We start from the raw sequence: 24542 nt of genomic DNA, 5'->3' as shown, positions 1-24542 counted from the left end.
AGGCCTCGTATGAAAGAAGCACGAAGAGAGTATGTTGGTGTTCAGGAAATCAATGGTCCTCTCATGGTGGTACGGGGAGTGCCTGGGGTAGGATACGATGAACTTGTGGAAATCAAGGCCCAGGATGGCACTCTTCGTCATGGAAAGGTTCTTGAGGTTTCCCATGAGGCTATTCTTGTGCAGGTTTTTGAAGGAAGTACCGGTATCAATCCGAAGGAAACCAAGGTTCGTTTTGTAGGTAAACCCCTTGAGATACCTCTTGCTGAGTCAATGCTTGGACGGGTTTTCAATGGAGTGGGCAAGCCTCTTGATGGTATGGGGGACGTTGTTCCTGAGATGACAAAAAATGTCAACGGAGAACCATTGAATCCGGTGGTAAGAGCCTACCCACGAGAGTATATCCAGACGGGTATATCGGCTATCGATCTGATGAATACCCTTATTCGCGGACAGAAACTCCCTATTTTCTCAGCAGCGGGATTACCCCACAATCTTTTGGCGGCCCAGATTGCCGCCCAGGCGAAACTCCCTGGTGAGGAGAGTGGAAACTTTGTGGTGGTCTTTGCGGCCATGGGTATTAAGTATGATGATGCCTCGTTTTTCATCAAGCGTTTTGAGGAGTCGGGAGCAAAAGCTAATGTGATTCTTTTTCTGAATTTGGCAAGCGATCCCCCTATTGAGCGTATTATTACCCCGCGAGTGGCTTTGACGGTCGCAGAGTATTTGGCGTATGAGAAGGGAAAGCATGTTCTTGTGGTGATGACGGATATGACGAACTATTGTGAGGCCCTCCGGGAGATTGCTAACGCAAGAGGAGAAGTGCCAGCACGAAAGGGATTTCCTGGCTATATGTACAGCGATCTCGCTACCCTGTACGAAAGGGCTGGACGGGTCAAGGGGAGGCCAGGGTCTATCACCCAGGTGCCTATTTTGACGATGCCCAATGATGATATTACGCATCCTGTGCCGGATCTGACGGGGTATATCACCGAGGGTCAGATTGTGCTGAGTCGAGAATTGTATGCCAAGGGTATCTATCCCCCTATTGATATTTTGCCGTCTCTCTCCCGTTTGATGAAGGATAGTATTGGTGAGGGATACACTCGAGATGATCATCCCCATCTTTTTATGCAGCTTTATGCCAGTTATGCCAGGGTGAAGGAGGTGCGTTCGATTGCCTTCATTGTAGGGGAGGATGAGCTTTCTCCGGTGGACAAGGCGTATCTTCGTTTTGGTGAGGTGTTTGAGAGGCGTTTTATTGGCCAGGGCTTCTTTGAAGACAGAACTATGGAGCAGAGTCTTGCCCTTGCGTGGGAGATTCTGTCGCTTTTGCCACGGTCGGAACTTACCAGTATGAAACCAGAGGAGATTGAAAGGTATTATAAACCACCTGTAGAAAACTCCGAAGAGATAAGGATAGGGGAGGAAGTGGGTGCGTTATGATATAGCCCCGACCAAAACAGCGTTGTTTGACTACAAGGAGCAGCTTTCGTTTTCGCAGGAAGGAAGAAACCTTCTTGAGGAAAAGCGAGAGGTGCTGGTCATGCAGCTTCTCTCCATTCTTCAGACCTATAAGCAAAAGCGCCATCTTTTAGAAGAGAAATGGAGTAATTTTTATCAGGAGTTTCTGCTTCTCAAAACACTTTCAGGAGAAGAGAGTGTAGCAGAGATGACCTGTGTGGATGTGGCGCATCCTTTGTCCACCGTGGAGATGACGGAAAAAACCTTGATGGGGGTCGTACTCCCTTCTCTGAAACCACTACTGAAAAATCAGGTTTCTGTGAAAAATTTTCTTTCCACGAATGTCTTTTATGACGATCTGTATCTTCAGTTTCAGGAACTTTTTGCCCTGCTTTTAGAGGTGGCGCAGCTTGAGTCGGCTGTGTGGAGATTAGCCAGTGAGATTCGTCGAACGCAGCGGAAGGTCAATGCCCTTGACAATATCTTTATTCCAGAATTCAAAGAGATTGTCAAGTTTATTGCCGATACCCTTGAAGAAAGGGACAGAGAGACCCTTTTTCAAATGAAAAAGGTGAAAAAATCCCAGGGAGGTGGACCATGAAACGTCTGTATATTTCAATGAACCAGACGGAGAGTCGATTGTATCATGGTCTTCCGGTTTTTGTCTCTTTGGCTGAACAGATGGGACTGGCGATTGTCGGGGTTTTTGTTGTGGACAAGGAATCCCTTCTCAAACTTGAGCGTTATCGGATCTTTGTAAGTGAAGAAGTAGCCCATCTTTCGGAGGGATTGGTCAAAGAGGGGGAAAAGCGCTGTACCAAACTTCAACATCTTTGTGAGGAGAGGGGTGTGGAGTTTTATGCTGTGGTTTTAGAGGGGGATCCCCTTCATGATTTTTTGCGTTATGTCAATGAGGATGCATGTGAGGGGAAAATCATAGAAGTGGTGCGAAGGGGATGTGGGGCTATGTTCAGGGATATCTTTGATCCCCTTTCCCGGCAGATTCTTCTGGAAACTTCTCATCATGTTTTTGTTGTAGGGGTTGGGTATGAAGGAAGCCATTGAGAAAATCCTTGAGCTTGAGCAGAGGTTTCAGGAAGACTTGGATGAGGCGAAAAAGCAGGCTGATGAAATTGTCACCAAAGCCAAAAAAGAAGCCCAGGAAATGGAAGATGTCTATCGAAAGGCCTTAGAAGAGAAGAAAAAGGCGGATAGGGAAGAACTACGCAAAACCATAGAGGCTTATACCAAGAAACAACAGAAACAGGCGGAAAAGGAAAGGGAATTGTATCAGAAGAAATTGGCTTCCTTGCGAGAAAACCTTCGAAGGGAAATAGAAAAAAGGCTGTGGGAGGAATAATCGTGGCCTATCATGGCGCCACCTATGCCAAGATTTTGCGCTGGTTGTCTTTTTTTGAGGGGAGAAAGGACATTGAACCACGATGGGGTCTTTCTTTTGAGGAATTTCTTCAGTCGTTTGAACTTCCCCATAAGGGAAGGATCACAGAAGAAACTATTCTGGATGTGGAGAAGGCTATTCATCAGGAGAAGATAGGTCTGATTCGGAGTCTCATGCGGTATGAGTCAAAGAAGACACAGCGGGTTCTTCAGGTCTATCTTCGTCGATATGAGATCAAGAATCTCGTGAATCTTGTTTTGTCTCTTCTCTATCATCGCCCTGTGTCTATTCTCTATGAGTTGGGCAAGGGGTACCGTATCCAGCCGCCTTTTATGGCAGAGATCAAGGATTTGAAGGACCTGCAGTCATTTTTGATTCATACCCCGTACTATCGTTTGGCTCAGGACGCTTTTCCTGAACTGGAGAGAACGGGGGAAACCTTTGGTTTTGAGGTGCGTTTGTATGAGCGTTTCTTGGAGGATCTGGTAGAGGTGGCACGTCAAAGTGGGGAGTGGTCGGCCTGGAGGGATACGCTTCTCTTTGGTCTAGAAATGGAACGCGTGCTATTTGTGGCCCGGATGAAGTTTGGCTATGAGCGGACAGCGGAAGAGGTCTTAGCCTACTTTCCACCGGTTTTTGAACAGAGAAGTTACTGGCGAAGGCTTCTCAATACCAAGAGTCTTGCTGACTTTGTGTCCCTTCTTCCACGTCAATTGGCCCTCGATACGGCAAACGATCTACAAACGTTGGCCAGGGTTCTCCCGGAGAGGGTGGTAGCGTGTTTGTGGCCTATGGCCAAAAAGCCCGGCTCTGCTCACTTTTTGGGGGCGTTTTTGGTGATTCAGGAAATGATGGTACAGAACTGGCAAATAGCCATAGAGGCTAAACGGTATAAACTCTCATGGGAACGTGTATCCGGGCTTATGGTGGAGGGAGGTAGGCATGCTGTTTTCTGAAAGGCTCAAGAAAATGGATGTCCTGGTTCGTAAAGAAGATGTGGAACGGGTATTAGATTGGCTTGCCCATTATGGTCGTTTTGAGCCTTTGGTGATAGATGAACAAAAGGCAAAGGAATATCATCTTCGGCATGAGAAGAATATAGAACTGACCCAGCATATTACTGCCCTTGTGAGACGAAATGAGGACCTCATCATGCGTATGTCTGGTGGGGTTATTCCTTCTCATATTGAGGTGAACCCAGACTGGCATATGGGAATCGGGGAGATTGAGGCAAGGCTTTCTGAGATTGAAAAGCGGTATCAAAAGATTTTAGAAGAGATGGCTGAACTTCAGCGAAGAAAGGTTGATATTGAGATCCGGGTGAGAAGACTTCAGTTCTTTGCTACCCTTGATATCCCCTGGCAGAAACTGAGAAACACATCCCTTTTTTATGTGGGTTTTGGGGCTATTGCCCAGTCTCAATATGCTGGTTTTGTCCAGGCTATGTCCCAGCTTCCTGTGGAGATACGGTATGTGGACAAGATTGGTGAGGATGTGGTGGTCTTTTTCTTCTGTGAGGCAAAACAGAAAGAGAGTGTGGAAAAGGTTTTGAAGGCGGTGTTTTATAAGGAATATGGTCTTCCCCTTGAGGCAGCGGATAATCCCAAACAGCGGCTTCTTCAGTATTCCTTTGATTTGAATGCGACTTATGATGAAGAGGAATGGCTGGACAGGCAGAAAACCAAGATGGAGAACCTTTTTCTTCCTGATCTTTTGGCTTTCCGGGAGGTTCTGGAGTACAGGAAACGTTTAGTAGAGATCAGGGATCAGATGGTGTCATCGCAAACGGTGAGTCTTTTTGCGGGCTGGATACCGGCAAGGGATGAAGCGATGGTCAGGTTCAATATAGAAAAAATTACTTCAAAGCGGTGTACGATAGAAACCAAGGACGCTTCACGGGCCATGGTTGAGGAGGGGCTTGAACCGCCGACACTTTTTGATCATCCGGGGATCTTGAAGCCCTTTGAAACGCTTGTGAAAACATACGGGATGCCACACTACAGGGAGATTGATCCCACGCTTTTTTCTGCTTTGACCTATGTGCTGATGTACGGGGCGATGTTTGGGGATGTGGGACAGGGGCTTGTTTTGTTTCTGATGGGGCTTGTGGGAAGCTTTCTCAAGGTGTTTCGTAAGTTTCGGAGTCTCATGCAGATTGTGATGTGGGTGGGGGTTTCTTCAGCCATATTTGGTTTTGTTTATGGGGAATTTTTTGGCAGGCACGATATTATCCAGGCGCTCTGGTTTTCTCCAAGAGAGAATGTTTCGCAGATTCTTCTCGTGGCCATTGGATTTGGGGTGGGCCTTATTTCGGTGGCGATGATTCTCAATGTGGTGAATAGTTTTCTTGAGGGGGATTTTGCCAAGATGCTTTTTTCTTCGTATGGGGTGGCGGGGATGATGTTCTACTGGGGGGTATTGGGTGCAGTGGTCATTGGTTTTTTAGGAAAACCTGTTCCCTGGTATTTTACAGCCATGGCTTTTGGGGGGCTTATCTTTATCTTTTTGGAGAGGCCTTTGGCTTATCTTTTGTTTCATCATGGGAAGAGTTTTCCCAATCCGGCAATGGGATTTTTTGATCTTTTTGAAACGGCGATCACCTTCCTCAGTAATACGATATCGTTTATGCGTATTGGGGCGTTTGCGCTGAATCATACGGCTTTGATGGGGGTGGTTTTTCTGGTGGATAATATGATTTCGCAGCCTTTTCTCAAGTGGATAGTGCTTCTGTTTGGAAATCTCTTTATTATCGGGTTTGAGGGGTTTGTCGTGGGTATCCAGGCCCTGCGATTGGAGTATTATGAGTTGTATGTGAAATTTTTCCGGGGTACAGGACAGGCGTTTGATGGATTATCGCTCTACAAAAATAAAGAGGAATAGAGACCTTTGCACCTTCGTGCAAAGGTCTCAAAAAAGTGATGTGGTGGTGTACGAGCATCTTTCGAACACCAATGTGGTCCTGGTGACGGATGAGTCATTAGTAGCGAGTCTTCGACCGGTGAGGGCTGTGGTGACGGCGGACGTCCTGCGGGTGAGGTTTATCCCGAAGATGAAGTACTATGCGGGGTACAATGAGGAAGAGATTGTCGCAACGCTTTTTCGCGGGGAGGAGGTGGTGATTTTGAGGCGTAGGGATGAGGAGATGGAGATAGACGGTAAAAGGGGGCGATGGGTGTTTGTGGATACGGGGAGTCGAGATGATAATGGCAGGTTTGTTTTAGGTTGGGTATTTGATGCGTATCTGAGGGAGGTGGGGAGGTAGTGGTAGGCTATCACCATGTTTCAGCTTCGGAGGTGGCTTTTGCTGAGACATGGGAATAGGGCCAGCCCTTCTCTCCTGGAGAAGGGTGCCGGGAGATTTTGCTATGACCTTATTTCAGCAAAGGGGGCTCGTTTGCTGAAACATGGTGATAGCCGGGGCAGGCTTTTCTCTCTGAAAGAAGGTGGTCGTCATTGTTTGGGTTTGTATGGAGGGAGGTTAAACGTTTAACCGGCGGGGTGGTTAGCTGAAACAGGGTGATAGCGATAGCCATGAGGGGGTGGATAGAGAGAGGTTAAACGTTTAACCATTGCCTTTGGCTGAGACAGGGTAATAGCCGGGCGCCCTGCGGTCTCAGAAAGCTCCTTTCTTGCTGACTCGTCGCCGGGGCCCGCCCCTGCCTGCGGTGCGGCCTCAGAGAAGTCCCTGGGGGGCCACATGCCCTGCGGGCTGGTGGGAGAAGGCCCTGTTCTTTTATCACCCCCTTTTTTTCTGTACCCCACTTCGACTTCGCTCAGTATCCGCCTGGCCGCTTTTGCGGTTATGAAAAGGGCCCTTTGGTTTCCGACGGGAAAGTCCTTCCGACGGGAGGACACAGGAGGTGTCCGGGGCGACCTCTTCTGTTGCTCTGCCCGAAAAGCCCACCGAAGCGTAGCCGCGGGGACCCCGCTTTGGCGGGGAATCGGCGGAGCGAGGTGGGCGCTATGCTTCCGAAGTCAGGAGGACGAGTTGAGGTCGCCCCGCGAGGAAGGACTTTCCCTGGGGAGTGGGATTTCTCACTACCCGCAAAAGCGGCCCACCATCCGTCCGAGGCGCATGCGTAGCATGCGACGAGGACAGGGCTCTTCTGGAGTCGGTGCAGGGGCGGGGGCGGGGGTTCACAGGGGGCAGGGAGCCCCTGACCCAGAAAGGCAAGAAAGCACCCGTGCAAGGGTCTCGAGAATTTAGAAGAAGAATCAGAAAAGGTCTTGAGAAGTTCTTTTTTAACTACTTTTCTCCCGGAGAAAGCGTTTGAGGGCTTGAATCTGAGAGGTGGCAAGTTCCTTCACTTCTTCGTAGGCGGTACATCGCCTCAGAAGTTCATAAGCCTGGATATACTGACGACGGCGAAGAAAGAGAAGCGCAAGGGCATAGAGGACTTCGGGGTCTCTTTTCAGTCTCAGGCTTTGTTTGAGGTATTCTCCGGCTTCTTTGAGATAGCCCTTTTCTATGGTGAGAATGGCCAGGTTTTTCCAAACGGAGGGGGTATCTAAGCCCGCCTGGATGGCTTTTTCGTACCAGAGACCGGCCTTTTCCCATTTTTTCTGGGCGGCATAGACGTGGCCAAGAAGATACCATACTACGTGGGAGGCCACTCCCATCCCTTCGAGTTTTTTGAGGAGGCGTTCTGTCATGGGATAGGCATGATGGGTAAAGGCAAGGGAAGCGAGTTCCCAGAGGAGACGGGGGTCTTTTTCAAGATGGCGGCGAATGGGGGAGGAAAGATGGCAAATGGTTTGCCATGAGGTGTTTTTGTCTGCTAAGAGAAGAAAATCGAGAGTGGCTTCGTATTCTTTTTCTTTGCCTGAGAGAGAAAAGGGGACTGATTTGTTTTCTATAGCCTGCCTGTAGAGGGAGGCTCTTTTTTCTTCTTCGTGGTAGGCACAGATGCCATCAAAAATGCCTTTTCTTGAGAGAAAGTCGTCAATGGGTTTCTTGTGGTAGGTGGAGAGTCGAAAAAGGGCAAACATCCTGACAAAAAGGTTCTCTGAAGCAATCATCTGATAGAGACAAGGTTCGAGTTCAAGCCATTTTTCTCTGTACCAGAGGTACCAGTACCAGACGTAGAGGGCGATGGTTTCCCCTTCTGGACGGGAGGTGCGGAGGGTTTTGTCGAGGTCTTTCCATTTGCCCTGACACAGCCACACGTAGAGAAGGTATTCGGAGGCAAGAGGGTGTTTTTCTTTTTTTTTCGATAGTTTCAGGTAGTGTTCAGCCTTTTTCCAGCGGAAAAGATTCATCTCATGCATGGCACGATGGAAAAATGAGTAGGACATCACTCTACATCCCACATTTTGAGATAGGCATGAATGATGACGTCATGGGCGAGATTTTCTGCATAGAAACGCTTGATGGGGGGAGCTTCAGAGAGTTTTTTAGCCCCTTCTCCATCAAAAGGGGGGATTCCCCTTCCTCCGATGAGTTTTCCTCCGATGAAGACAAGCAGTTTGTCAATGGTGTCTTCATGGAGGCAACGGTAAAGGAGTCTTCCTCCACCCTCAACAAGAACGGAGGAGATCCTTTTTTCCTTGCCAAGGCGCTCAAAAACCTCTCTCATGGGGATGGTCTTGTTTTTTCCCATCTCCCAGACGCTTAGGTGGGGTTCTGAGAGGCTCTGGCCATATCCGGGCAGGGTGATGAAGAGGGTGGGATGACCATCGCGACGGACGTGTGCCTCTGGAGGAGTCCTGCCATACGGGTCAATAATCACACGAAGGGGCTGACGGGATGGTGTCTTGAGCCGCACCGTGAGATGAGGGTTATCAGCAAGGACGGTGCCAATCCCTACCATGATGGCATCCACCTGGGAACGGAGGATATGTACCCTTTCTCTTGCTTCTTCTGAGGTGATCCAGTGAGAATCCCCTTCCTGGGTGGCTATCTGGCCATCGATGGTCATGGCATACTTGGCAATAACATACGGAAGCCCTGTCTGGATGTACTTTGAGAAGTCTTGATTGAGATCTAAGATTTCTCTATAGTAATCCTCGGTGAAAACCACCTCTATCCCTGCTTCTCGAAGCTTTTGGATGCCCTTTCCGCGGACGGAAGGGTTGGGGTCAAGGGAACCTATATAGACCTTTTTCACCCCGGCTTCAATCAGGGCATCGGTACAGGGTGGCGTACGTTTCCCTGGATACCATACGCAGGGTTCAAGGGTCACGTAAACGGTGGCGCCTTTGGCTTCTTTTCCGGCTTCCCTGAGAGCCACAATTTCGGCATGGGATTGGCCGTAGGGCTGGGTGGCCCCTTGACCGACGACACGGTTTTCCTTTACAATAACGCACCCTACTGCCGGATTTGGAGAGGTATATCCCTTGACACTCTGGGCAAGAGAAAGGGCAAGAGAAAAAAATGTTTTATCCTGCATAAAAAATTTTTGTGTTTTGCCGATGATATCAACGCACAGGATGTGCGTTGATGTGCAAAACTCCTCCTTTTTGAAGTTGGCCTCTCTACCTGTTTTTATTATAAGAGATTAGGCTAAATCTTGCAAACCATAGTAAAGAGGGAGAGTTTTTTAAGATACCGTAGAATAAAGAGTTATGGGAAAATTATAACTCTTTGCGAAGAAAATACTTAGGGAGAGTTTGATACAGGCGTTTATGTGCGTGAGTATCAAAATGCTATCTCTTGGTGTAGAAAATATTTTGAGAGGACTTGAAATCGCCAAAAACCCTGGCTATAATATGGGTGTCTTATGGCAGGGAAGGCTTGTCTATGAAGTTTTGTGGGACTTTATAGACAAGTCAAAAACAGGGCACTGGTTTACCCTGGGTCCCTGAAAAAACCAGCGTTTCTTTTTCTTCGCTGAGGGAAGCAGAAAACTCTCTTTGGTGAGAGAGGGGAGTGCTTTCCTCATAGTGAGGGAGGAGGAAAACGTCCTGGACAAAAGTTTTCCCTCTGGAAAACAGGAAAGGGTAACCAAAAAGAGAGGAAAAATAAGAAGGAGGCAAGCGTATGCAGATCTGGGATGAGATTGCGAAAGAACTTTCCCGTTCATTTGATAGTGATCTCAATCGCGCTATCTTGGAAAAGATCCGCTTCAAGGAGATGCAGAATGAGAAGACTATTGTCCTTGTAGCTCCAGATCCACTGACCTCTGGGTGGTTTGAGGCCAACTATCGTCAGATGGCGGAGGCGCTTGCCTTGCAGTTAACGGGCAAATCCTATACCTTTGTGGTGGAGATTGCTCCTACCCAGTCCCTCTACAAGAAAACCACAGAAAGGGTGTCTGTAGCCTCTTCACAGGCCATTTCCAATAATCTCAATCCCAAGTACACCTTTGAACGCTTCGTGGTGGGACCAAACAATGATTTTGCCCATGCTGCCGCCCTTCAGGTTGCTCAGCATCCAGGCACCAACTACAATCCTCTCTTTATCTATGGAAGTGTGGCCTTGGGAAAGACCCATCTTATCCAGGCCATTGCCCATTATATCATCACTCATTCTCCGGAAAAGAAGGTGCGTTATGTCACCAGTGAGGTCTTTGCCAATGAGTTTATTGAATCGATTGCCAAGAAAAACACCGAGCATTTCCGTTCACGTTATCGCAATCTTGATGTCTTGATTATTGATGATATTCAGTTTTTCCAGGGAAAGGAAAGCACCCTTGAGGAGTTTTTCCATACCTTCAATACCCTTTTGCACGAGAAAAAGCAGGTGGTCTTTGCCTGTGATAGGCCTCCTCAGCATCTCAAAAATATTAGCGATCGTCTCATCACCCGTTTCAATTCTGGTCTGACCATCAAGATAGAGGTGCCGGATATGGAAACCCGTATGGCTATCCTTCGTAGCCGTATCGAGGAGGAAAATCTTGTGGTTCCTACCGATGTTATTCGCTATATTGCCGAACATATTGATACCGATATCCGGAATTTGGAGGGGGCGCTTACCAAACTGGTGGCGTATTCTAACCTTCGGAAAAAGGAGATTTCTCTGGATCTGGCGAAGGAAGTGCTTCGGGACAAAATTCAGATGGAGGTGCCTCGAAATCTCACTGTTACCGATATTCAGCGAGCCGTGGCCAAGTATTTCAATATTAACATCAACGACCTGAAGTCAGAGAGAAGGCTTGAAAATATCACCTATGCCCGCCATATTGCCATGTATCTTGCCAAGGAACATACCAACCTCTCTCTCACCGAAATCGGGAGTCTTTTTGGGGGAAAGGCTCATACCACGGTGATGCGTTCAGCAGACAAGATTGAAAAGATGATGAAAACCCGCAAAAAGGTACGAAGGGAGATTGAGGATATCATTGCCCTCTTCTATGAAGAAAAGTCTGCCAAGAAAGAAAAAGAACCTACCGCCTCCTGAGGGGAAGAAAGAGACATCAGGGAGGAGTGAAAAAGTCTTCTGGAATCGAGACCTTTGCACGAATGTGCAAAGGTCTCAAAAAAGTAATAAAGAAACAAAAATTAGTATCAAAATGTTCCTTGTCGTAATAAATAAACCGATTTTTTTGAATAAAAAAAGACAAATAAGCCCTTGTAAACAGAAAAAGCGGGGTTTCAGGGGCGCAGCCCCTGACCCAAACAGGGGAAGAAAACACCCGTGCAAGGGTCTCGAATCTCTGGTTTTTTCTGGCAAGAAAGGATTGACGAAGGGGCGTTCTCCACGTGGAGGGATGGTCGTATTTTTTGCTTTGTCGAGAGGCACAAGGATTTGACGATAACAGAGAAATATGCTAAAATTATAGCGTAAGCGTTTTAGATTTTGAGGCCTCCCTTACGATAATTAGGGAGGAGAGGTGAGTATGCAAAAGAAGCGGTGTGATCTCTGTGGGAGACAGGAAGGGATCTTTGAGGTTCACGTGTATCGAGATGACAAGCCTCAAAAGATGTCTCTCTGTACTCGTTGTGCCATGAAACTTCTCGAAAACAATCCCAAAGTGGGCAAAGAAATGTCCATGCTCCTTGAAAAGGGGGGGCAAGAGGTCTTCCAGATGATCAGTGAGGTGCGTTCTCTTTTGGGGGAGATTGCCTCTCAGATTCATACCATTGAAACCCAGCGTTCCCAGAAGGAAAGGGTTCGTTGTCGCTGTGGTCTCACCTACGAGGAGTTCAAAGAGAGTGGCTATTTAGGGTGTCCGTGGTGTTATGAGACCTTCAGGGGGACCATCAAGGAGATGATTCTTGATATTGAGCGTGGTCCCGTTCATCGGGGAATGATTCCTCCACGCTATACCTATTATCTTATGATTCAAAAGGAGATTGATTATCTCAAACGCCGGCTTCGTCATCTTCTGGCCCAGGAGGCTTATGAGGAAGCGGCAAGGGTTCACAAGCGATTAAAACGAATCCTTGGGAAACAGCAATGGGATAGCGTATGAAGTATATCACCCTTCCTCACAGCAGTCCGGACAAGAAGCATTCGCTTGATCAGGTGGTGTGGAGTTCACGAGTACGGTTTGCGAGAAATATTGAGGGAAGGACCTTTCCCTGGCGGATGTCAGAACGGGAGGCCTTTGAACTTGATGAGGCACTTACGGAACTTCTTCGGAAGCTTTTCCCTGAGGCTATTTTTCTTCATACAGAGGGCTTCGATTCTGAGGAGCTTCTTCGCTGGTATGCACGCAGGGTTATCTCGCAAAACTTTGTCAGACAAGGGAGAACTTTTGGTTTTTCTCCGGATGGGGCGTGGACTCTGATGCTTCTTGAGGATGATCATATCCGCTTACAGGCCTGTGATATGGGGTATCGTATTCCCTTTATGATGGAAAGGTTAGTACCTGTTCTCCGAAAGATGGAGAAGCATATTGATTTTGCCTTTGATGAGGAAAAGGGGTATCTGACGGCTTCCCTTCTGAATGTAGGGACTGGTCTCAGGTTTTCGGTGATTCTCAATCTCTGGGGGCTTGTGAGCCTGAAGAGGATACAGCCCCTTGTGGAGTATGCTAACCAGATGAGTTATATGGTGGTCAACTTTGTCCACGATGAGTCTTCTTCTCCTCTTTTTTATGTCTTTAATTACTACTCGTTGGGACTTTCTGAACAGGAGATGCAGGAGGAGTTTCAGCGTTTTGTACAACATATCGTTTCGCTTGAACTGGCGGCTCGTCAGGAGATTTTGCAGGATGAGGAAGAACGTCGATTGTGTTATATGGAGCTTGGGGAAGTGAGGGAGTTTGATGCCCTCTCCTACGAGGATATGGTGTATTACCTCGGGCTTGTTGATATGTTAGCTCAGCAGAATATCCTTGATCTTCCCCAGCAGGAGGAGATGCGAAGGCTTATTTTCACCTATTCTGATGAGGCTATTGCCTATGAGTATCAACTGGATCAGGAAGAGGGCAATCACCTTCGCTGGCGAGAGGTGAATACCTGGCTACGGCGTGTTCACCTGAAACTCAGGTCAAAAAGAAATTCAGGGGCTTTGGTATGAACGATTTTTCAGAGTTTTCTCCACGGGCTCAGCGTGTTATCTCGATGTATACCCAGCAGGAAGCGAGGCGGTTTTTTAGTGATCAGCTTCTTCCTGAGCATCTTTTCCTGGCTCTCATGAGGGATAATGAGGCTGAATCTGTGAAAACCATCGAAGAACTTGGCCTTGATAGAGAGGATTTAGTGAGGGAGGTTTCCACCATTCTCAAAAGCAAAAGCACCAATGTGCTTACCTTGGGGGGACTTCATTTTTCTCAGCGTCTTCGCAATGTCTTAGCCTGGAGTAAGGAGGAGGCCCGTCTTCTTGGCCATCAAACAGTGGGGACGGAACACCTTTTGCTTGCCCTTTTCTATGAGAGTGATAATCCAGAGGCGATTATCCCTATTATTTTTGCCAATCGTGGGATTGATATTGATATCGTGAGGCAGGCGGTTGTTCGGGTGGTGGGGTATGGTGAGGCAGTTGCCGGTGGGAAAAAGCGGAGCAAAACGCCCTTTTTAGATAAATTTACAAGAAATCTCAATAGTCTTGCTGAACAGGGCCAGCTGGACCCGGTGATAGGTCGAGAGAAGGAGATTGAAAGGCTTATCCAGGTTCTCAATCGTCGTCAGAAAAATAATCCCCTTTTGTTAGGGGAACCGGGAGTGGGGAAAACGGCCATTGTAGAAAGGGTGGCCCAGCTCATTGTACGGCGTGAGGTTCCCCAACGGCTGTTGGGCAAACGGATTCTTCTGCTTGATCTCGGGCTTGTCGTGGCAGGAACCAAGTACCGGGGAGAGTTTGAGGAGAGGATGAAAAATATTGTCAAAGAGGTAGAGGAATCGGATAATGTCATTCTCTTTATTGATGAGATTCATACTATTTTAGGGGCTGGAAACGCAGAAGGAGCCCTTGATGCTTCCAATATGCTCAAGCCGGCTCTTGCACGTGGAACCCTTCGGTGTATTGGGGCGACCACCTTTGATGAGTATCGCAAGTATATTGAAAAGGACAAGGCCTTTGCCCGTCGTTTTCAGACGCTGGTAGTACGGGAGCCTACGGTGGAAGAAACGGTTGAGATTCTCCAGCATCTCAAGCCACGTTATGAGGCCTTTCACGGGGTACGGTATACGGATAGGGCGATAGAGATGGCAGCCTATCTTGCCAATCGATACATTACGGATAGACATCTTCCAGACAAGGCCATTGACCTTCTGGATGAGGCGGGGGCCTACTGGGGGAGTAATCTCACCGAAAAGCCGGAGGAGCTTTCCCGTTTAGAAAAAGAGATAACGGAGCTTGAACAGAAAAAGCAACAGGTGGTGCGTAAACAGGTGTATGAGGAGGCAGCGGCTATTCGCGACGCCCTTCAGAAACTCAAGGCAGAGTATGACCACAAGAAGTTTGAGTGGCTCTCTCATCAAAGTGCCCGGACGGTGGTGATTGATCAGAAGGAGATAGAATATATTGTCTCTTCTATTGCCAATATTCCTATCCATCGTTTAGATGGAGAGAGGGACAAGAGTCGTTTTCTCACCATGGATCAGGCCTTGAAAGAGAGCATCATGGGGCAGGATGAGGCCATTGATCGTATCTCAAAAACGATCAAAAAGAATATTGCCGGTATACGAAATCCGAAAAGACCCATTGGGAGTTTTCTCTTCCTGGGTCCAACCGGGGTGGGGAAGACGGCTCTGGCCAAGGCTTTGGCTGAATTTCTCTTTGGTTCGGAGAATGAGTTGATCAGGATTGACATGAGTGAGTATAGCGAGAAATTCAATGTTTCCAGGATGTTAGGGGCTCCTCCGGGGTATGTGGGGTATGAGCAGGGGGGGACGCTTACCGAACAGGTGAGGCGAAAGCCGTATTCGATTGTTCTCTTCGATGAGATTGAGAAGGCTCATCCCGATGTGTACAATGTCCTTCTTCAGATCTTGGACGAGGGGCATATTACGGATAGTCTTGGGCATACCGTGAGCTTCAAAAACACGGTGATTATTATCACCTCAAACCTCGGGACGCATTTTTATACCAATCAGGAGATGCTTGGTTTTGGAAATGAAAAGGGGAGAAAGCAATCTCTTCGAGACAAGGTGATGGCGGAGATCAAACATTTCTTTAAGCCTGAGTTTCTCAATCGTATTGATGATATTGTGGTGTTTGAGCCTCTTGAGGAAAAGGTTTTGGGACTCATTGCTCAGAAGTTTTTGCGCCAACTCCAGCAGGAGCTTCTTTTGAATAACATTACCCTCTCCGTGACGCCAGCGGTTATCGAGAACGTCGTCAAAAAAGGGTACGATCCCCGTTATGGAGCCCGTTCCTTAGCCAGGGCAATTTCTAACCTTATAGAGGAGCCGCTAGCAGAAAAGCTTCTTCTTCAGCAGGCTCATGTGCGGGGAGCGGTACCACTTGAGGCTATTATTGACCTGCAGAATGATGAAATACAGATCCAGATAAAGCCCCAGCCTGCCTCAGGATCCGGCAAGAAACGAAAGCCTGCGGTGAAACGGTAGGCTTTTCTTTCGCGGTGGGGCAAGGGTCACTGGAAGTGTTTTTTCCTGAAGGGAAAAATGTTCATGTTGTGAGGAGGATACATTCTATGCAGTTTCCGAGAAGTAGCGGTGTGCTTCTTCATATTACCTCACTCCCGAACCGTTATGGTATAGGGAGTATGGGGAAAGAGGCATACCGTTTTGTGGATTTTCTTGTCAGTGCCCGGCAGAAGCTCTGGCAGGTTTTCCCGTTAGGACCAACAGGTTTTGGGGATTCCCCTTATCAGTGTTTTTCTGCCTTTGCGGGCAATCCTCTTTTGATTGATTTAGAACTTCTTGTGGAACAGGGGCTGCTTTCGAAGAAGGATTTAGAAGGGGCGCCGGTTTTTCCAGAGGACAAGGTGGACTATGGAGCGGTGATTCACTTCAAGTTTCCTCTCCTGCGCAAGGCGTATGAAAACTTTGTGGTAAAAGCGGAAAAACAGCCTCTGTTGAAAGAGAAGTTTGAGAGGTTTTGTGAAAGACACAAAAACTGGCTTGATGATTTTGCCCTGTTTATGGCCTTGAAGGAGGAATTTGGGGGAAGATCCTGGCTTGAGTGGGAAAAAGATGTCCGTTTCCGCAAGCCGGAAACCATCAAAGCCTACAGTTTGAAACTTGCTGACAAGATTGTTTTTCAGAAGTTCAGGCAGTATCTTTTCTTTGATCAGTGGCATGATCTCCGGGCATATGCCAACAAAAATGGTGTTCAGATTGTAGGAGATATCCCCATTTTTGTGGCCATGGATAGTGCGGATGTATGGGCTCATCCTGAATTGTTCTACTTTGATCCTGAGTTGAAGCCAACCAAGGTAGCAGGAGTTCCACCTGATTATTTCAGTGCAACGGGACAGCTCTGGGGCAATCCCCTCTACTACTGGCCGGAGCATGAGAAGACCAATTTCCAGTGGTGGATTAGCCGCATTGAGTCCATGATGGAACTGGTGGATATCATTCGTATCGACCATTTCCGTGGTTTTGCAGGCTACTGGGCTATTCCCTATGGGGAGAAAACAGCCATCAATGGGCAGTGGGAGAAAGCCCCGGGGATGGCTTTGTTTACCGCTGTGGAAAAGGCTTTGGGGAAACTTCCGATTATTGCCGAGGATCTTGGGGTGATTACCCCTGACGTGGTGGAACTTCGGGATCATTTCCAGTTCCCCGGGATGAAGGTGCTCCAGTTTGCCTTTGACTCCAATGAGGAAAACGATCATCTTCCCCATCAGATGGTGCCCAATTCGGTGATCTATACAGGGACACACGACAATGATACCTGTCGAGGGTGGTTTGAAAAGGCCAAACCTTCGGATCAGCAGTACGCTCTCGAGTACCTCAAGAGTAATGGAAAGGAAGTGTGGTGGGATTTCATTCAGGCAGCATGGGCGTCTGTGGCCCGTATTGCCATTGCTCCGATGCAGGATATTTTGGGGCTTGGGTCAAGTGCGAGAATGAATTTCCCCGGTGTGGCTTCGGGGAACTGGCAATGGAGGATGAAGTCTTCGGATCTCAAACCAGCCCTTGCGAGGCGCCTTGCTCATCTCACCAAAATCTACGGTCGATAAGAAAAAGCCCGCCGGTGTTTCGGCGGGCTTTTTTGTCGTTAGTCCTGGTGGACTTTGATAGGGATCCGGTTTCGAAGACCAGCATAGACGGTAGGGATGATAACCAGCGTAATCACGGTAGAAAGCGAGAGTCCCCCAAGGATGGAGATAGCCAGGGGAACGTAGAGTTCTGATCCTTCACCGATTCCAAGTGCCATGGGGATGAGCCCTAAAATCGTGGTGAGGGTAGTCATCATAATTGGCCGAATCCTTCGCACCCCGCTTTCTCTTGCCGCTTCGTCCGGTTTCATTCCGGCTTTCATGCCGTTATTCATATGGTCAATCAGGATGATACCATTGTTGACCACGATACCCACGAGAATCACGAATCCCAAGAAGGATATGGTGTTCAGCGTTTGACCAGTGATAAAGAGAAGCACAAGGGATCCCACCAGTCCAAAGGGAATGGTAAACAGGATGACAAACGGTGCCCAGAGAGACTCAAATTGTGAGGCCATCACCGCATAGACGAGGAAGATGGCAAGAAGAAGAGCGAGGGTAAGTTGTGAGAAAGACTCCTGCATATCCTTGAAGGATCCCCCATAGGAGAGAGAGAAGCCCTTGGGGACAAAGACTTCCTTTTTGATCCGGCTCTGGAGGCTGGAAATCACCTGATTGAGACTCTTGCCATAATAGTCCATGGAGATGGTGACAGTACGGCGGTTATTTTTTCTGGAAATGGCGGTTGGTCCTGTGGTTTTGGTCTGATCAATCAGGGAAGCCAGGGGGACAAGTCTTCCTACTGGTGAAGGGATCTGGAGGCTGTAGATGTCATCAATGGAGGATCTGTCTTCTTCAGCAAGCTGAACAATCACATCCATATCTCCTCCTTCGGCAGCCATGCGGGTAGCCGTTTTTCCACCGAAAGCGGTCTTGATGGTCTGGGCAAGGCTATAGGAATTGAAACCAAGCTTGGAGGCGGCCACCCGGTTGATACGCAGAACTACTTCAGGCAGAGCATCGCTTCGGTTGGCTGACACGTTGCGTATTTCAGGGACATCTTCGGCGAGTTTGATGAGCTTGTTCACAAGTTTCTCTCCCTGTTCAAGATCGTCTCCCTGAACTTCGATGGTGAGGGCTGAACCTCCACCCATCATGAATCCGCCGGAGTTCTGGAGGGTGATTTTCGCCGGGAATGGTCTTAAGGCGGTTCGCACCTCTTCTATGATGGTGTTGATTTTTTTGGCTCTCTTTTTGGGAGAGACAAGGGTGATACGTATATTAACGGTATAGTCGTTTCCTCCCCCAAAGGCAAGAAGGCCACCCGTTCCGATCTGAATCTGCATGGCTTTGAGGTTTTTGCCTATAGTATCAAGAATGGTTTGTTCCATTTTGGCCGTGATGGTATCTACATACTCCCGTCTTGTTCCCACCGGGAACTGAGCCCGGATACTGAATTGTCCCTGGTCAGTCTGCGGCATCCCTTCCTTTCCTATGAAAATCAGGATGACGATAGCTATGAGTATAAAACTACTAAAGATACTGATGAGGGCTTTTCTTTTGTGAGCTAAAGCCCAAACGAGTCTCTTCTCGTACCAACCGACGAAGCTGTTCCAGAAACGATTGAAAGCGTCTTCAAAACGCCTGAGGTGGGGATTTTCTTCGATGTGTACCATCTGGCTTCCAAGCATAGGAACCACGGTGATAGCCACCACGAGAGACACCAAGAGGGAAATACTCACCGTAAGGGCAAGGTCCCGAAAAATCTGGGCTGTAAACCCTTCGACAAACACAATAGGGAGAAAAACTGCGACAGTGGTGAGAGTAGAAGCGATGATAGGAAGCATAACCTCTTCCGAAGCCATGATGGCCGCTTTGAATCTGCCGTAGCCCTTCTGGCGATAGTAGAAGATATTTTCCAATACCACAATGGAGCTATCTACCATCATACCAACCCCAAGGGCAAGTCCCCCGAGAGAAACAATATTGAGAGAAACCCCAAAAAAGTACATGGTGATAAATGTGGCAATAATCGAGGTGGGGATAGAAATGGCAATAATGAGCACAGTTCTGAAATTCCACAGAAACAAGAGAAGGATGAGAATGGCCAGGATTCCTCCCTGAAGTGCGGCGTCTCTTACGTTGGCAATAGAGGCGTTGATAGACTCTGCGGTATCCAGGATGGTTTCAATCTTGAGAGAAGGGGGCAGGGTTTTGGCAAGTTCATCGAGGGTTTTGTGGATATCCTTGGAAACCTGCACGGTGTTTCTATCTGCCTGCTTGTAGATGGTAAGACTCACCGCTGGTTTGCCATTCACCCTCACAATGCCCTGGTCAGTGCTATTCGCATAGGTTACCTTTGCCACATCCTTTACACGAATGGGAATGCCGTTTTTGACGGTGATCACCACATTTTCTATATCTTCAAGGGTTTTGAATTCCCCCTGGGTGCGGAGAAGGTATTTGTAGACCCCTTCATAGGTATAACCGCCGGCCTGGTTCTGGTTTTCAAGGGCCAAGATATTGGCAATGGAGTCAATGCTGATACCATAGGCTTCGATACGGTTTTTGTATACTTCGATGGAGACAACTTTTTTAATTCCACCATTGAGGCTTACACTGGCTACCCCCGGTGTCTGTTCAATCTTGGGTTTGATCTGGTTTTCCGCAAGGTTGTAGAGATACTCCTGGTCATCTGAACCAACCACACTGATAATCATCGTGGGTATGAGTGAGGTGGAGAACTTGAAAACCGAGGGGGTAGAGGCATCACTTGGGAGGAGGCGCTTGGCAAAGTCGAGTTTTTCCCGCACATCACTTGCCCTGGCGTCGAGATCTGTTCCCCATTTGAAGGAAATAGTCACCACGGATCGCCCTTCTGAAGAGGTGGATTCAATGGAGTCGATATCGTTGACAGCAGAGACCGCACTCTCTATAACTCTTGTGATGGATTTTTCCACTTCCTGGGGAGAGGCCTGAGAATAGGTGGTCACAATAGAGAGTGCTGGAAACTCAAGATTTGGGGTGAGATCCACAGGCAGTTTGGAGAGAGAGACCACGCCGAGAATAATCAGGGCCAAAAGCCCCATAATCATGGTAACGGGGCGTTCTACCGCTATTTTTGGTAATGACATAAAGCCCTCCTATTTTTCTTCCTCAACGGGATAGATGGGGGTTCCTTCTTTGAGGAATTCCTTTCCATAAATAATCACCTCTTCGCCGGCATTGAGACCTTCTTGAATAGCTACCTTGTCTTTGTAGGAAAAGGCCACTTTGACAGGACGAAGTCGGGCTATATTGTCCTGGTTGATATAGACAGCCTGTCTTCCGTTTTCAAGTTCAACGAGGGCACTGGCCGGAATCACAATACTTCTACTGGACTCCCGGACTAAAATAGAGACATCAGCAAACATACCAGACAAAAGTTTTCCCTCTGGATTCTGGATCTGGGCGCGAACGGTGAGGGTTCGGCTGGTGGGATCAACAGCAAGGTCTTTTCTATAGATAGTAGCCACGAAACGTTCGTTTGGATAGGCGGCCACCTTGATGTAAACGGTCTGACCAATCTGGACCTGCTGGACAAACCTTTCAGGAAGGGAGATAAGCACATCCATCTCCGTGAGAGAGCCAATGGAGGCGATGGGGATAGTCCCGGGGCTTATCATCTGGCCTAAAACGACGGATACAGAGGTGATGTAGCCGCTGATCGGTGCCTTGACAGGGGCAAGGGCGTATTCAGCCCCTACTTGAGCACGGTCAATATAGGCGATGACCGAGCCCTTGGAGACATAGCTTCCTTCTCTCACCAAAATCTGGGCTATTTTTCCTGAGACGTCGGCATAGACCTTGACTTCGTTTCTTCCGGCTATCTGGCCATTGAGATCAATGAACTGTTGGAAGGGTTGTACCTCGGCTTTTTGCACAAGAACCGTTATGGCTTCCTGCTGGCGAGCCTGTTTTTTTCCTGCACAACCGGAAACAAGAATACCCACAAGAGACATGACCGTGAAAAGAGTGAACAGATGGTTTTTGTGTATCATAAAGTCCTCCTTTTTTCTATAGTTCGTAGAGAAGCTGTTTGAGTTTGACAACACTATTCACATAATCATAAAGAGCCTGAAGATAGTTCACCTGAGCCTGGCTGTAGGAAGTTTCAGCGTCGGTGACATCAAGGGAGGAGATATACCCCTTTTGATAGCGATCGTTGGCCATTTCAAGTCCCCGTTGTGCCTGACGCATGTTGAGGGTCTGGGCTTCGATGGCTTGTTTCTGATCGTTTATCTGGGAGAGAAGACTTCTCACCTGAAGACGGATCTGGTCCTCAAGGGTAGCAAGAGTGAGATCTGTTTTTTCCTGTGAGAGAGAGGATTCTTTGAGGACTGCACTGTTTTTGGAGAAGGGAAGCCACTCGTCAATGGGGATACTCACAGAAACCCCTATAGACCACGAGGGACTCCAGTTGCGTTCTTTGTCCCCGCTATTAGTAATCTTATAGTCATATTTCAGGGTAAAGAAACTATTGACCGTAGGGAGCCTATCCGCCTGCTGGATACGCCTTGTGTACTCCTGTATCTCTTTGGTGGTCCGAATCTGAACAAGAGAGAGGTTGTTGGAAAGCACAGAGGGTAATATTTCACTTTCGTTGGTTTTCGAGAGAGTGAGATTTGTGGCTTCAAAGAGATTGCCCGTGGGTTCAGTATTGGTACCGACGAGGAGCCAGAACTGCTGGAGGGCGGTTGTGTAGGCACTCTCCAATCGCTGGATGGTGGGGAGGGTGTTTTTGTACTGGACTTCTACCTTGAGAACATCGTAGTCAGAAACAAGCCCTGCCCGGAAATTGGCCTGCATGAATTCATAACGTTTGCGGAGGGCTTCATTGAGCTGACGGGAGAGACGGATATTTTCTTTCAAAAGAAGAAGGTTATAATAGGACTGAATGACCGAGGCCTTGATGCTTTGTTCCTGATCAAGGAGTTTTTGTTTAGCCAAACGGAGGTTGAGTTCACGGATTTTGAGGTTGTTGGCAAGTCGAAAGCCTACAAAGAGGGGCTTGGCAATCTGAAGCTGGATTCCATAATTGTCAGCAAAAACGGTTTGGTTGGTGGTAACCCCGCTGGGGATCATCGTAGGGACGGGGACATATTCTCCTGTTGGGATACCCCCATTCATAACGGGAAGATTGAGGTTGGTCATGGTGTACTGGGGGACAGTCATTTTGCCCCTGTTGACTGTATCGGGGTCAAGATAAGTAAAACTTGCGCCAGCAGAAACATCTGGAAGCCAAAAATCCGCCCACGCCTGCTGGAATTGGGCCTGAGCGATCTGGACATCAAGACGATACTGCTTGAGGGTGGGGTTGTTGACAAGGGCTATATCCAGAAGCTTTGAGAGATCCTCTGAAAGAGCTATGCCCCATGAAAAGGTGAGCAAGAGAATGAGAAAAGAATGTTTCATATATGTTCCTCCCTAACAATAGGTGATTGGTATTCTATGGCCTGGTGAATAAAGTACATAAGATCATTGGTGGTTTTCTGAAGAGAAGAGGGATCAAGATTTTCGTCTCTGAGGTAGTTATTGACAAGGGCGAAGATCATTTTGGCAATCTTGGAGGCTTCAAGAGGACTCTTGATAGCCTGCTTTTGTTTGAGTTTTTCCACTATCTGGGTGAGAAAGGCAAGCCCTTCGCTTTTTTCTTTTTGAAAACGCTGCATGAGGGCACTGATCTGGGGGTTATTCCCACACTCGTGCTGGAATTCCCGTCCGAATTCGAGGGGGTTCAGAAGAGAAAAGAAGGGTTTGAGGGTATAGTTGAGCTGGATGAGGGTTTTGAGGTAAGCGTGAAAGGCTTCTTCGGGATCTGCCATCTGAGGGATAGGCTGAAAATGAGCAATCATCTCCTGATAGGTGTAGATAACGACAGCAAGAAAAAGAAAGGCTTTGTTCTGAAAATGACGGTAGATGGTCCCTTTGCCAATACCTATGGTTTGAGCTACCTGGTCAATGTTGGTTCCTGCATACCCATAGGTGAGAAAGGCTTTTCGTGCCTCTTCGAGAATTTTTCTATCAAGGTCAGCTAAGGAGTTCTGAAGGATATGATCAATCATCATAGAGTACCCCATCGTGTATTCTGGACGGACTAGTCCGTCCGCACTATAAGTATACACCTTTCCTATGATTTCGTCAAGAAAAAAAGAAAAAAACAAGACCCTTGCACGGGTGCTTTCTTGCCCCCCTGGGTCAGGGGCTACGCCCCTAAAACCCCGTTTTTTCTATTTACAAGGGCTTATTTATTTTTTTATCCAAAAAATAGGTTTATTTATGAGAGGAAGGAATGTTTTTATACTATTTTTTTGTTTTTTATTACTTTCTTGAGACCTTCGCACATTCGTGCAAAGGTCTCAAAACGTGTGTGAGAGGCTTTTTGGAGGAAAGCTTTTGACTGGTTATAAAAAACCCCCAGGCCTATAAGCCTGGGGGAGAGGAAGGTTTGGGTTAAAGACTTTTGTGACAGAACCACCAGTCATAGCCTTCGTACTTTTTGAGGCGTTCTTCGGCTTCTTTGACGGTCTTGGCTGGTGGGATGATCACCCTGTCTTTGAGGAGACGGTTATTTGGCCAGTTGGCAGGAATAGCCACCCCATTTTTGTCTGAGATCTGGAGGGCTTTGACCGCACGGAGAATCTCCTCTACGTTTCGTCCGATCTCCTGAGGGTAGTAGAGCACCAGACGAACCTTGCCATTGGGATCCACCACAAAGACAGCCCGAACGGTGTTTGTCCCTTTGCCGGGGTGAAGGAGACCCAATTGGTTAGCGATGGCATCATTGGCCGCCGCAATAGGGAAGGTAATCTCCACGCCTAATTTTTCCTTGATCCATTCCACCCATTTGATGTGGCTGAAGACCTGATCCACGGAGAGGCCAATCAGTTTCACCCCGAGTTTTTCAAATTCGCCGGATAGGTCCTGAAAGGCCACAAACTCGGTGGTACATACAGGGGTAAAGTCGGCCGGATGGCTGAAAAGCACAAACCAGGAACCTTTCATATCCTGAGGAAGATTCAAAATGCCATGCGTGGTTTGAAGTGAAAGAGAGGGAAAATCATCGCCCAGAAGGGGCATGTGGAAGGTTTGTTGTTCCATAAGGTCCTCCTTGGAAATATATTCTTTATCTTTAATATAAAGCGATAAGGAGAAAAAAGTCAAGTTTTTTATAATGATTTTTATAA

The 24542-nt window shown here is 47.8% G+C and carries 20 protein-coding genes; 12 read left to right on the top strand and 8 right to left on the bottom strand.

The features are described 5' to 3' along the window. The first annotated feature begins 9 nt into the window (after nucleotides 1-9). The 7 genes from BREVNS_RS02725 to BREVNS_RS02695 are packed head-to-tail and all read left to right on the top strand — an operon-like array spanning nucleotide 10 to nucleotide 6122. Entirely contained in the window at nucleotides 10-1443 is a 1434-nt protein-coding gene (locus BREVNS_RS02725; protein ID WP_483427529.1) for a V-type ATP synthase subunit B, read from the top strand. Continuing rightward, complete coding sequence (locus BREVNS_RS02720) at nucleotides 1433-2062, top strand: V-type ATP synthase subunit D (protein ID WP_483427528.1); 630 nt, start codon at nucleotides 1433-1435, stop codon at nucleotides 2060-2062. Before BREVNS_RS02725 ends, BREVNS_RS02720 begins: the two co-directional genes overlap by 11 nt. After that, nucleotides 2059-2526, top strand: a complete 468-nt coding sequence (locus tag BREVNS_RS02715) for a hypothetical protein (RefSeq protein ID WP_483427527.1) — start codon at nucleotides 2059-2061, stop codon at nucleotides 2524-2526. The genes BREVNS_RS02720 and BREVNS_RS02715 overlap by 4 nt, the downstream gene beginning before the upstream one ends. Further along, nucleotides 2510-2821 (top strand): hypothetical protein, encoded by a 312-nt coding sequence (locus BREVNS_RS02710; RefSeq protein WP_483427526.1) that lies wholly within the window; start codon nucleotides 2510-2512, stop codon nucleotides 2819-2821. Before BREVNS_RS02715 ends, BREVNS_RS02710 begins: the two co-directional genes overlap by 17 nt. A 2-nt stretch (nucleotides 2822-2823) precedes the next feature. Beyond that, a complete protein-coding gene (locus tag BREVNS_RS02705) occupies nucleotides 2824-3816 on the top strand; it encodes a V0D/AC39 family V-type ATPase subunit (RefSeq protein ID WP_483427525.1) in 993 nt (330 codons plus the stop codon). Continuing rightward, the gene (locus tag BREVNS_RS02700; protein WP_483427524.1) at nucleotides 3803-5740 is read left to right on the top strand and encodes a V-type ATP synthase subunit I; all 1938 of its coding nucleotides are present in this window, start codon (nucleotides 3803-3805) and stop codon (nucleotides 5738-5740) included. Before BREVNS_RS02705 ends, BREVNS_RS02700 begins: the two co-directional genes overlap by 14 nt. Before the next feature lie 16 nt (nucleotides 5741-5756). After that, nucleotides 5757-6122, top strand: coding sequence for an SH3 domain-containing protein (locus BREVNS_RS02695; protein ID WP_483427523.1), 366 nt, complete (start codon nucleotides 5757-5759; stop codon nucleotides 6120-6122). 224 nt (nucleotides 6123-6346) lie between these two features. On the opposite strand, the gene BREVNS_RS02690 is transcribed toward BREVNS_RS02695, so the two are convergent. From BREVNS_RS02690 to ribD, 3 genes are all read right to left on the bottom strand, one after another. After that, on the bottom strand, nucleotides 6347-6559 hold the full coding sequence (locus BREVNS_RS02690; protein WP_483427522.1) for a hypothetical protein: 213 nt from the start codon (nucleotides 6557-6559) through the stop codon (nucleotides 6347-6349). Between the two features lie 543 nt (nucleotides 6560-7102). After that, a complete protein-coding gene (locus BREVNS_RS02685; protein WP_483427521.1) occupies nucleotides 7103-8155 on the bottom strand; it encodes a tetratricopeptide repeat protein in 1053 nt (350 codons plus the stop codon). Next, the gene (gene ribD, locus BREVNS_RS02680; protein ID WP_483427520.1) at nucleotides 8155-9249 is read right to left on the bottom strand and encodes a bifunctional diaminohydroxyphosphoribosylaminopyrimidine deaminase/5-amino-6-(5-phosphoribosylamino)uracil reductase RibD; all 1095 of its coding nucleotides are present in this window, start codon (nucleotides 9247-9249) and stop codon (nucleotides 8155-8157) included. The genes BREVNS_RS02685 and ribD overlap by 1 nt, the downstream gene beginning before the upstream one ends. Before the next feature lie 590 nt (nucleotides 9250-9839). Between ribD and dnaA the strand changes: the two genes are divergently transcribed. The 5 genes from dnaA to malQ all read left to right on the top strand — a co-directional run bounded on the left by dnaA (nucleotide 9840) and on the right by malQ (nucleotide 17337). Next, on the top strand, nucleotides 9840-11198 hold the full coding sequence (gene dnaA / locus BREVNS_RS02675) for a chromosomal replication initiator protein DnaA (protein WP_483427519.1): 1359 nt from the start codon (nucleotides 9840-9842) through the stop codon (nucleotides 11196-11198). 439 nt (nucleotides 11199-11637) lie between these two features. Further along, a complete protein-coding gene (locus BREVNS_RS02670; protein WP_483427518.1) occupies nucleotides 11638-12213 on the top strand; it encodes a hypothetical protein in 576 nt (191 codons plus the stop codon). After that, complete coding sequence (locus BREVNS_RS02665) at nucleotides 12210-13265, top strand: ATP--guanido phosphotransferase (protein WP_483427517.1); 1056 nt, start codon at nucleotides 12210-12212, stop codon at nucleotides 13263-13265. The genes BREVNS_RS02670 and BREVNS_RS02665 overlap by 4 nt, the downstream gene beginning before the upstream one ends. Next, nucleotides 13262-15757, top strand: coding sequence for an ATP-dependent Clp protease ATP-binding subunit (locus tag BREVNS_RS02660; protein WP_483427516.1), 2496 nt, complete (start codon nucleotides 13262-13264; stop codon nucleotides 15755-15757). The genes BREVNS_RS02665 and BREVNS_RS02660 overlap by 4 nt, the downstream gene beginning before the upstream one ends. A gap of 86 nt (nucleotides 15758-15843) precedes the next feature. Beyond that, a complete protein-coding gene (gene malQ / locus BREVNS_RS02655) occupies nucleotides 15844-17337 on the top strand; it encodes a 4-alpha-glucanotransferase (RefSeq protein WP_483427515.1) in 1494 nt (497 codons plus the stop codon). A 38-nt stretch (nucleotides 17338-17375) separates the two neighbouring features. Here malQ and BREVNS_RS02650 read toward each other — a convergent pair whose 3' ends face one another. The 5 genes from BREVNS_RS02650 to BREVNS_RS02630 form a co-directional block, all read right to left on the bottom strand. Beyond that, nucleotides 17376-20450 (bottom strand): efflux RND transporter permease subunit, encoded by a 3075-nt coding sequence (locus BREVNS_RS02650; protein WP_483427514.1) that lies wholly within the window; start codon nucleotides 20448-20450, stop codon nucleotides 17376-17378. Between the two features lie 9 nt (nucleotides 20451-20459). Then, nucleotides 20460-21356 (bottom strand): efflux RND transporter periplasmic adaptor subunit, encoded by an 897-nt coding sequence (locus BREVNS_RS02645; RefSeq protein WP_483427513.1) that lies wholly within the window; start codon nucleotides 21354-21356, stop codon nucleotides 20460-20462. A gap of 16 nt (nucleotides 21357-21372) precedes the next feature. Next, nucleotides 21373-22770: a TolC family protein gene (locus BREVNS_RS02640; protein WP_483427512.1), complete on the bottom strand. Its 1398-nt coding sequence runs from the start codon at nucleotides 22768-22770 to the stop codon at nucleotides 21373-21375. Continuing rightward, nucleotides 22767-23423: a TetR/AcrR family transcriptional regulator gene (locus BREVNS_RS02635; protein WP_483427511.1), complete on the bottom strand. Its 657-nt coding sequence runs from the start codon at nucleotides 23421-23423 to the stop codon at nucleotides 22767-22769. Before BREVNS_RS02635 ends, BREVNS_RS02640 begins: the two co-directional genes overlap by 4 nt. A gap of 385 nt (nucleotides 23424-23808) precedes the next feature. Further along, on the bottom strand, nucleotides 23809-24456 hold the full coding sequence (locus BREVNS_RS02630) for a peroxiredoxin (protein ID WP_483427510.1): 648 nt from the start codon (nucleotides 24454-24456) through the stop codon (nucleotides 23809-23811). Nucleotides 24457-24542 lie beyond the last annotated feature (86 nt).

The organism is Longinema margulisiae (assembly GCF_025266855.1).
GTDB lineage: Bacteria > Spirochaetota > Brevinematia > Brevinematales > Thermospiraceae > Thermospira.
Note: the sequence above shows the minus strand (reverse complement) of the source record. Positions and strands in the feature narration are given on the sequence as shown.

Bases quoted from the DNA above. Each gene is read 5' to 3' on its own strand.
- BREVNS_RS02725 (WP_483427529.1), top strand. From the start codon at position 10: ATGAAAGAAGCACGAAGAGAGTATGTTGGTGTTCAGGAAATCAATGGT.
- BREVNS_RS02715 (WP_483427527.1), top strand. From the start codon at position 2,059: ATGAAACGTCTGTATATTTCAATGAACCAGACGGAGAGTCGATTGTAT.
- BREVNS_RS02710 (WP_483427526.1), top strand. From the start codon at position 2,510: ATGAAGGAAGCCATTGAGAAAATCCTTGAGCTTGAGCAGAGGTTTCAG.
- BREVNS_RS02700 (WP_483427524.1), top strand. From the start codon at position 3,803: ATGCTGTTTTCTGAAAGGCTCAAGAAAATGGATGTCCTGGTTCGTAAA.
- BREVNS_RS02690 (WP_483427522.1), bottom strand. From the start codon at position 6,559: ATGTGGCCCCCCAGGGACTTCTCTGAGGCCGCACCGCAGGCAGGGGCG.
- BREVNS_RS02685 (WP_483427521.1), bottom strand. From the start codon at position 8,155: ATGTCCTACTCATTTTTCCATCGTGCCATGCATGAGATGAATCTTTTC.
- ribD (WP_483427520.1), bottom strand. From the start codon at position 9,249: ATGCAGGATAAAACATTTTTTTCTCTTGCCCTTTCTCTTGCCCAGAGT.
- dnaA (WP_483427519.1), top strand. From the start codon at position 9,840: ATGCAGATCTGGGATGAGATTGCGAAAGAACTTTCCCGTTCATTTGAT.
- BREVNS_RS02670 (WP_483427518.1), top strand. From the start codon at position 11,638: ATGCAAAAGAAGCGGTGTGATCTCTGTGGGAGACAGGAAGGGATCTTT.
- BREVNS_RS02665 (WP_483427517.1), top strand. From the start codon at position 12,210: ATGAAGTATATCACCCTTCCTCACAGCAGTCCGGACAAGAAGCATTCG.
- BREVNS_RS02660 (WP_483427516.1), top strand. From the start codon at position 13,262: ATGAACGATTTTTCAGAGTTTTCTCCACGGGCTCAGCGTGTTATCTCG.
- malQ (WP_483427515.1), top strand. From the start codon at position 15,844: ATGCAGTTTCCGAGAAGTAGCGGTGTGCTTCTTCATATTACCTCACTC.
- BREVNS_RS02650 (WP_483427514.1), bottom strand. From the start codon at position 20,450: ATGTCATTACCAAAAATAGCGGTAGAACGCCCCGTTACCATGATTATG.
- BREVNS_RS02645 (WP_483427513.1), bottom strand. From the start codon at position 21,356: ATGATACACAAAAACCATCTGTTCACTCTTTTCACGGTCATGTCTCTT.
- BREVNS_RS02640 (WP_483427512.1), bottom strand. From the start codon at position 22,770: ATGAAACATTCTTTTCTCATTCTCTTGCTCACCTTTTCATGGGGCATA.
- BREVNS_RS02635 (WP_483427511.1), bottom strand. From the start codon at position 23,423: ATGATGATTGATCATATCCTTCAGAACTCCTTAGCTGACCTTGATAGA.
- BREVNS_RS02630 (WP_483427510.1), bottom strand. From the start codon at position 24,456: ATGGAACAACAAACCTTCCACATGCCCCTTCTGGGCGATGATTTTCCC.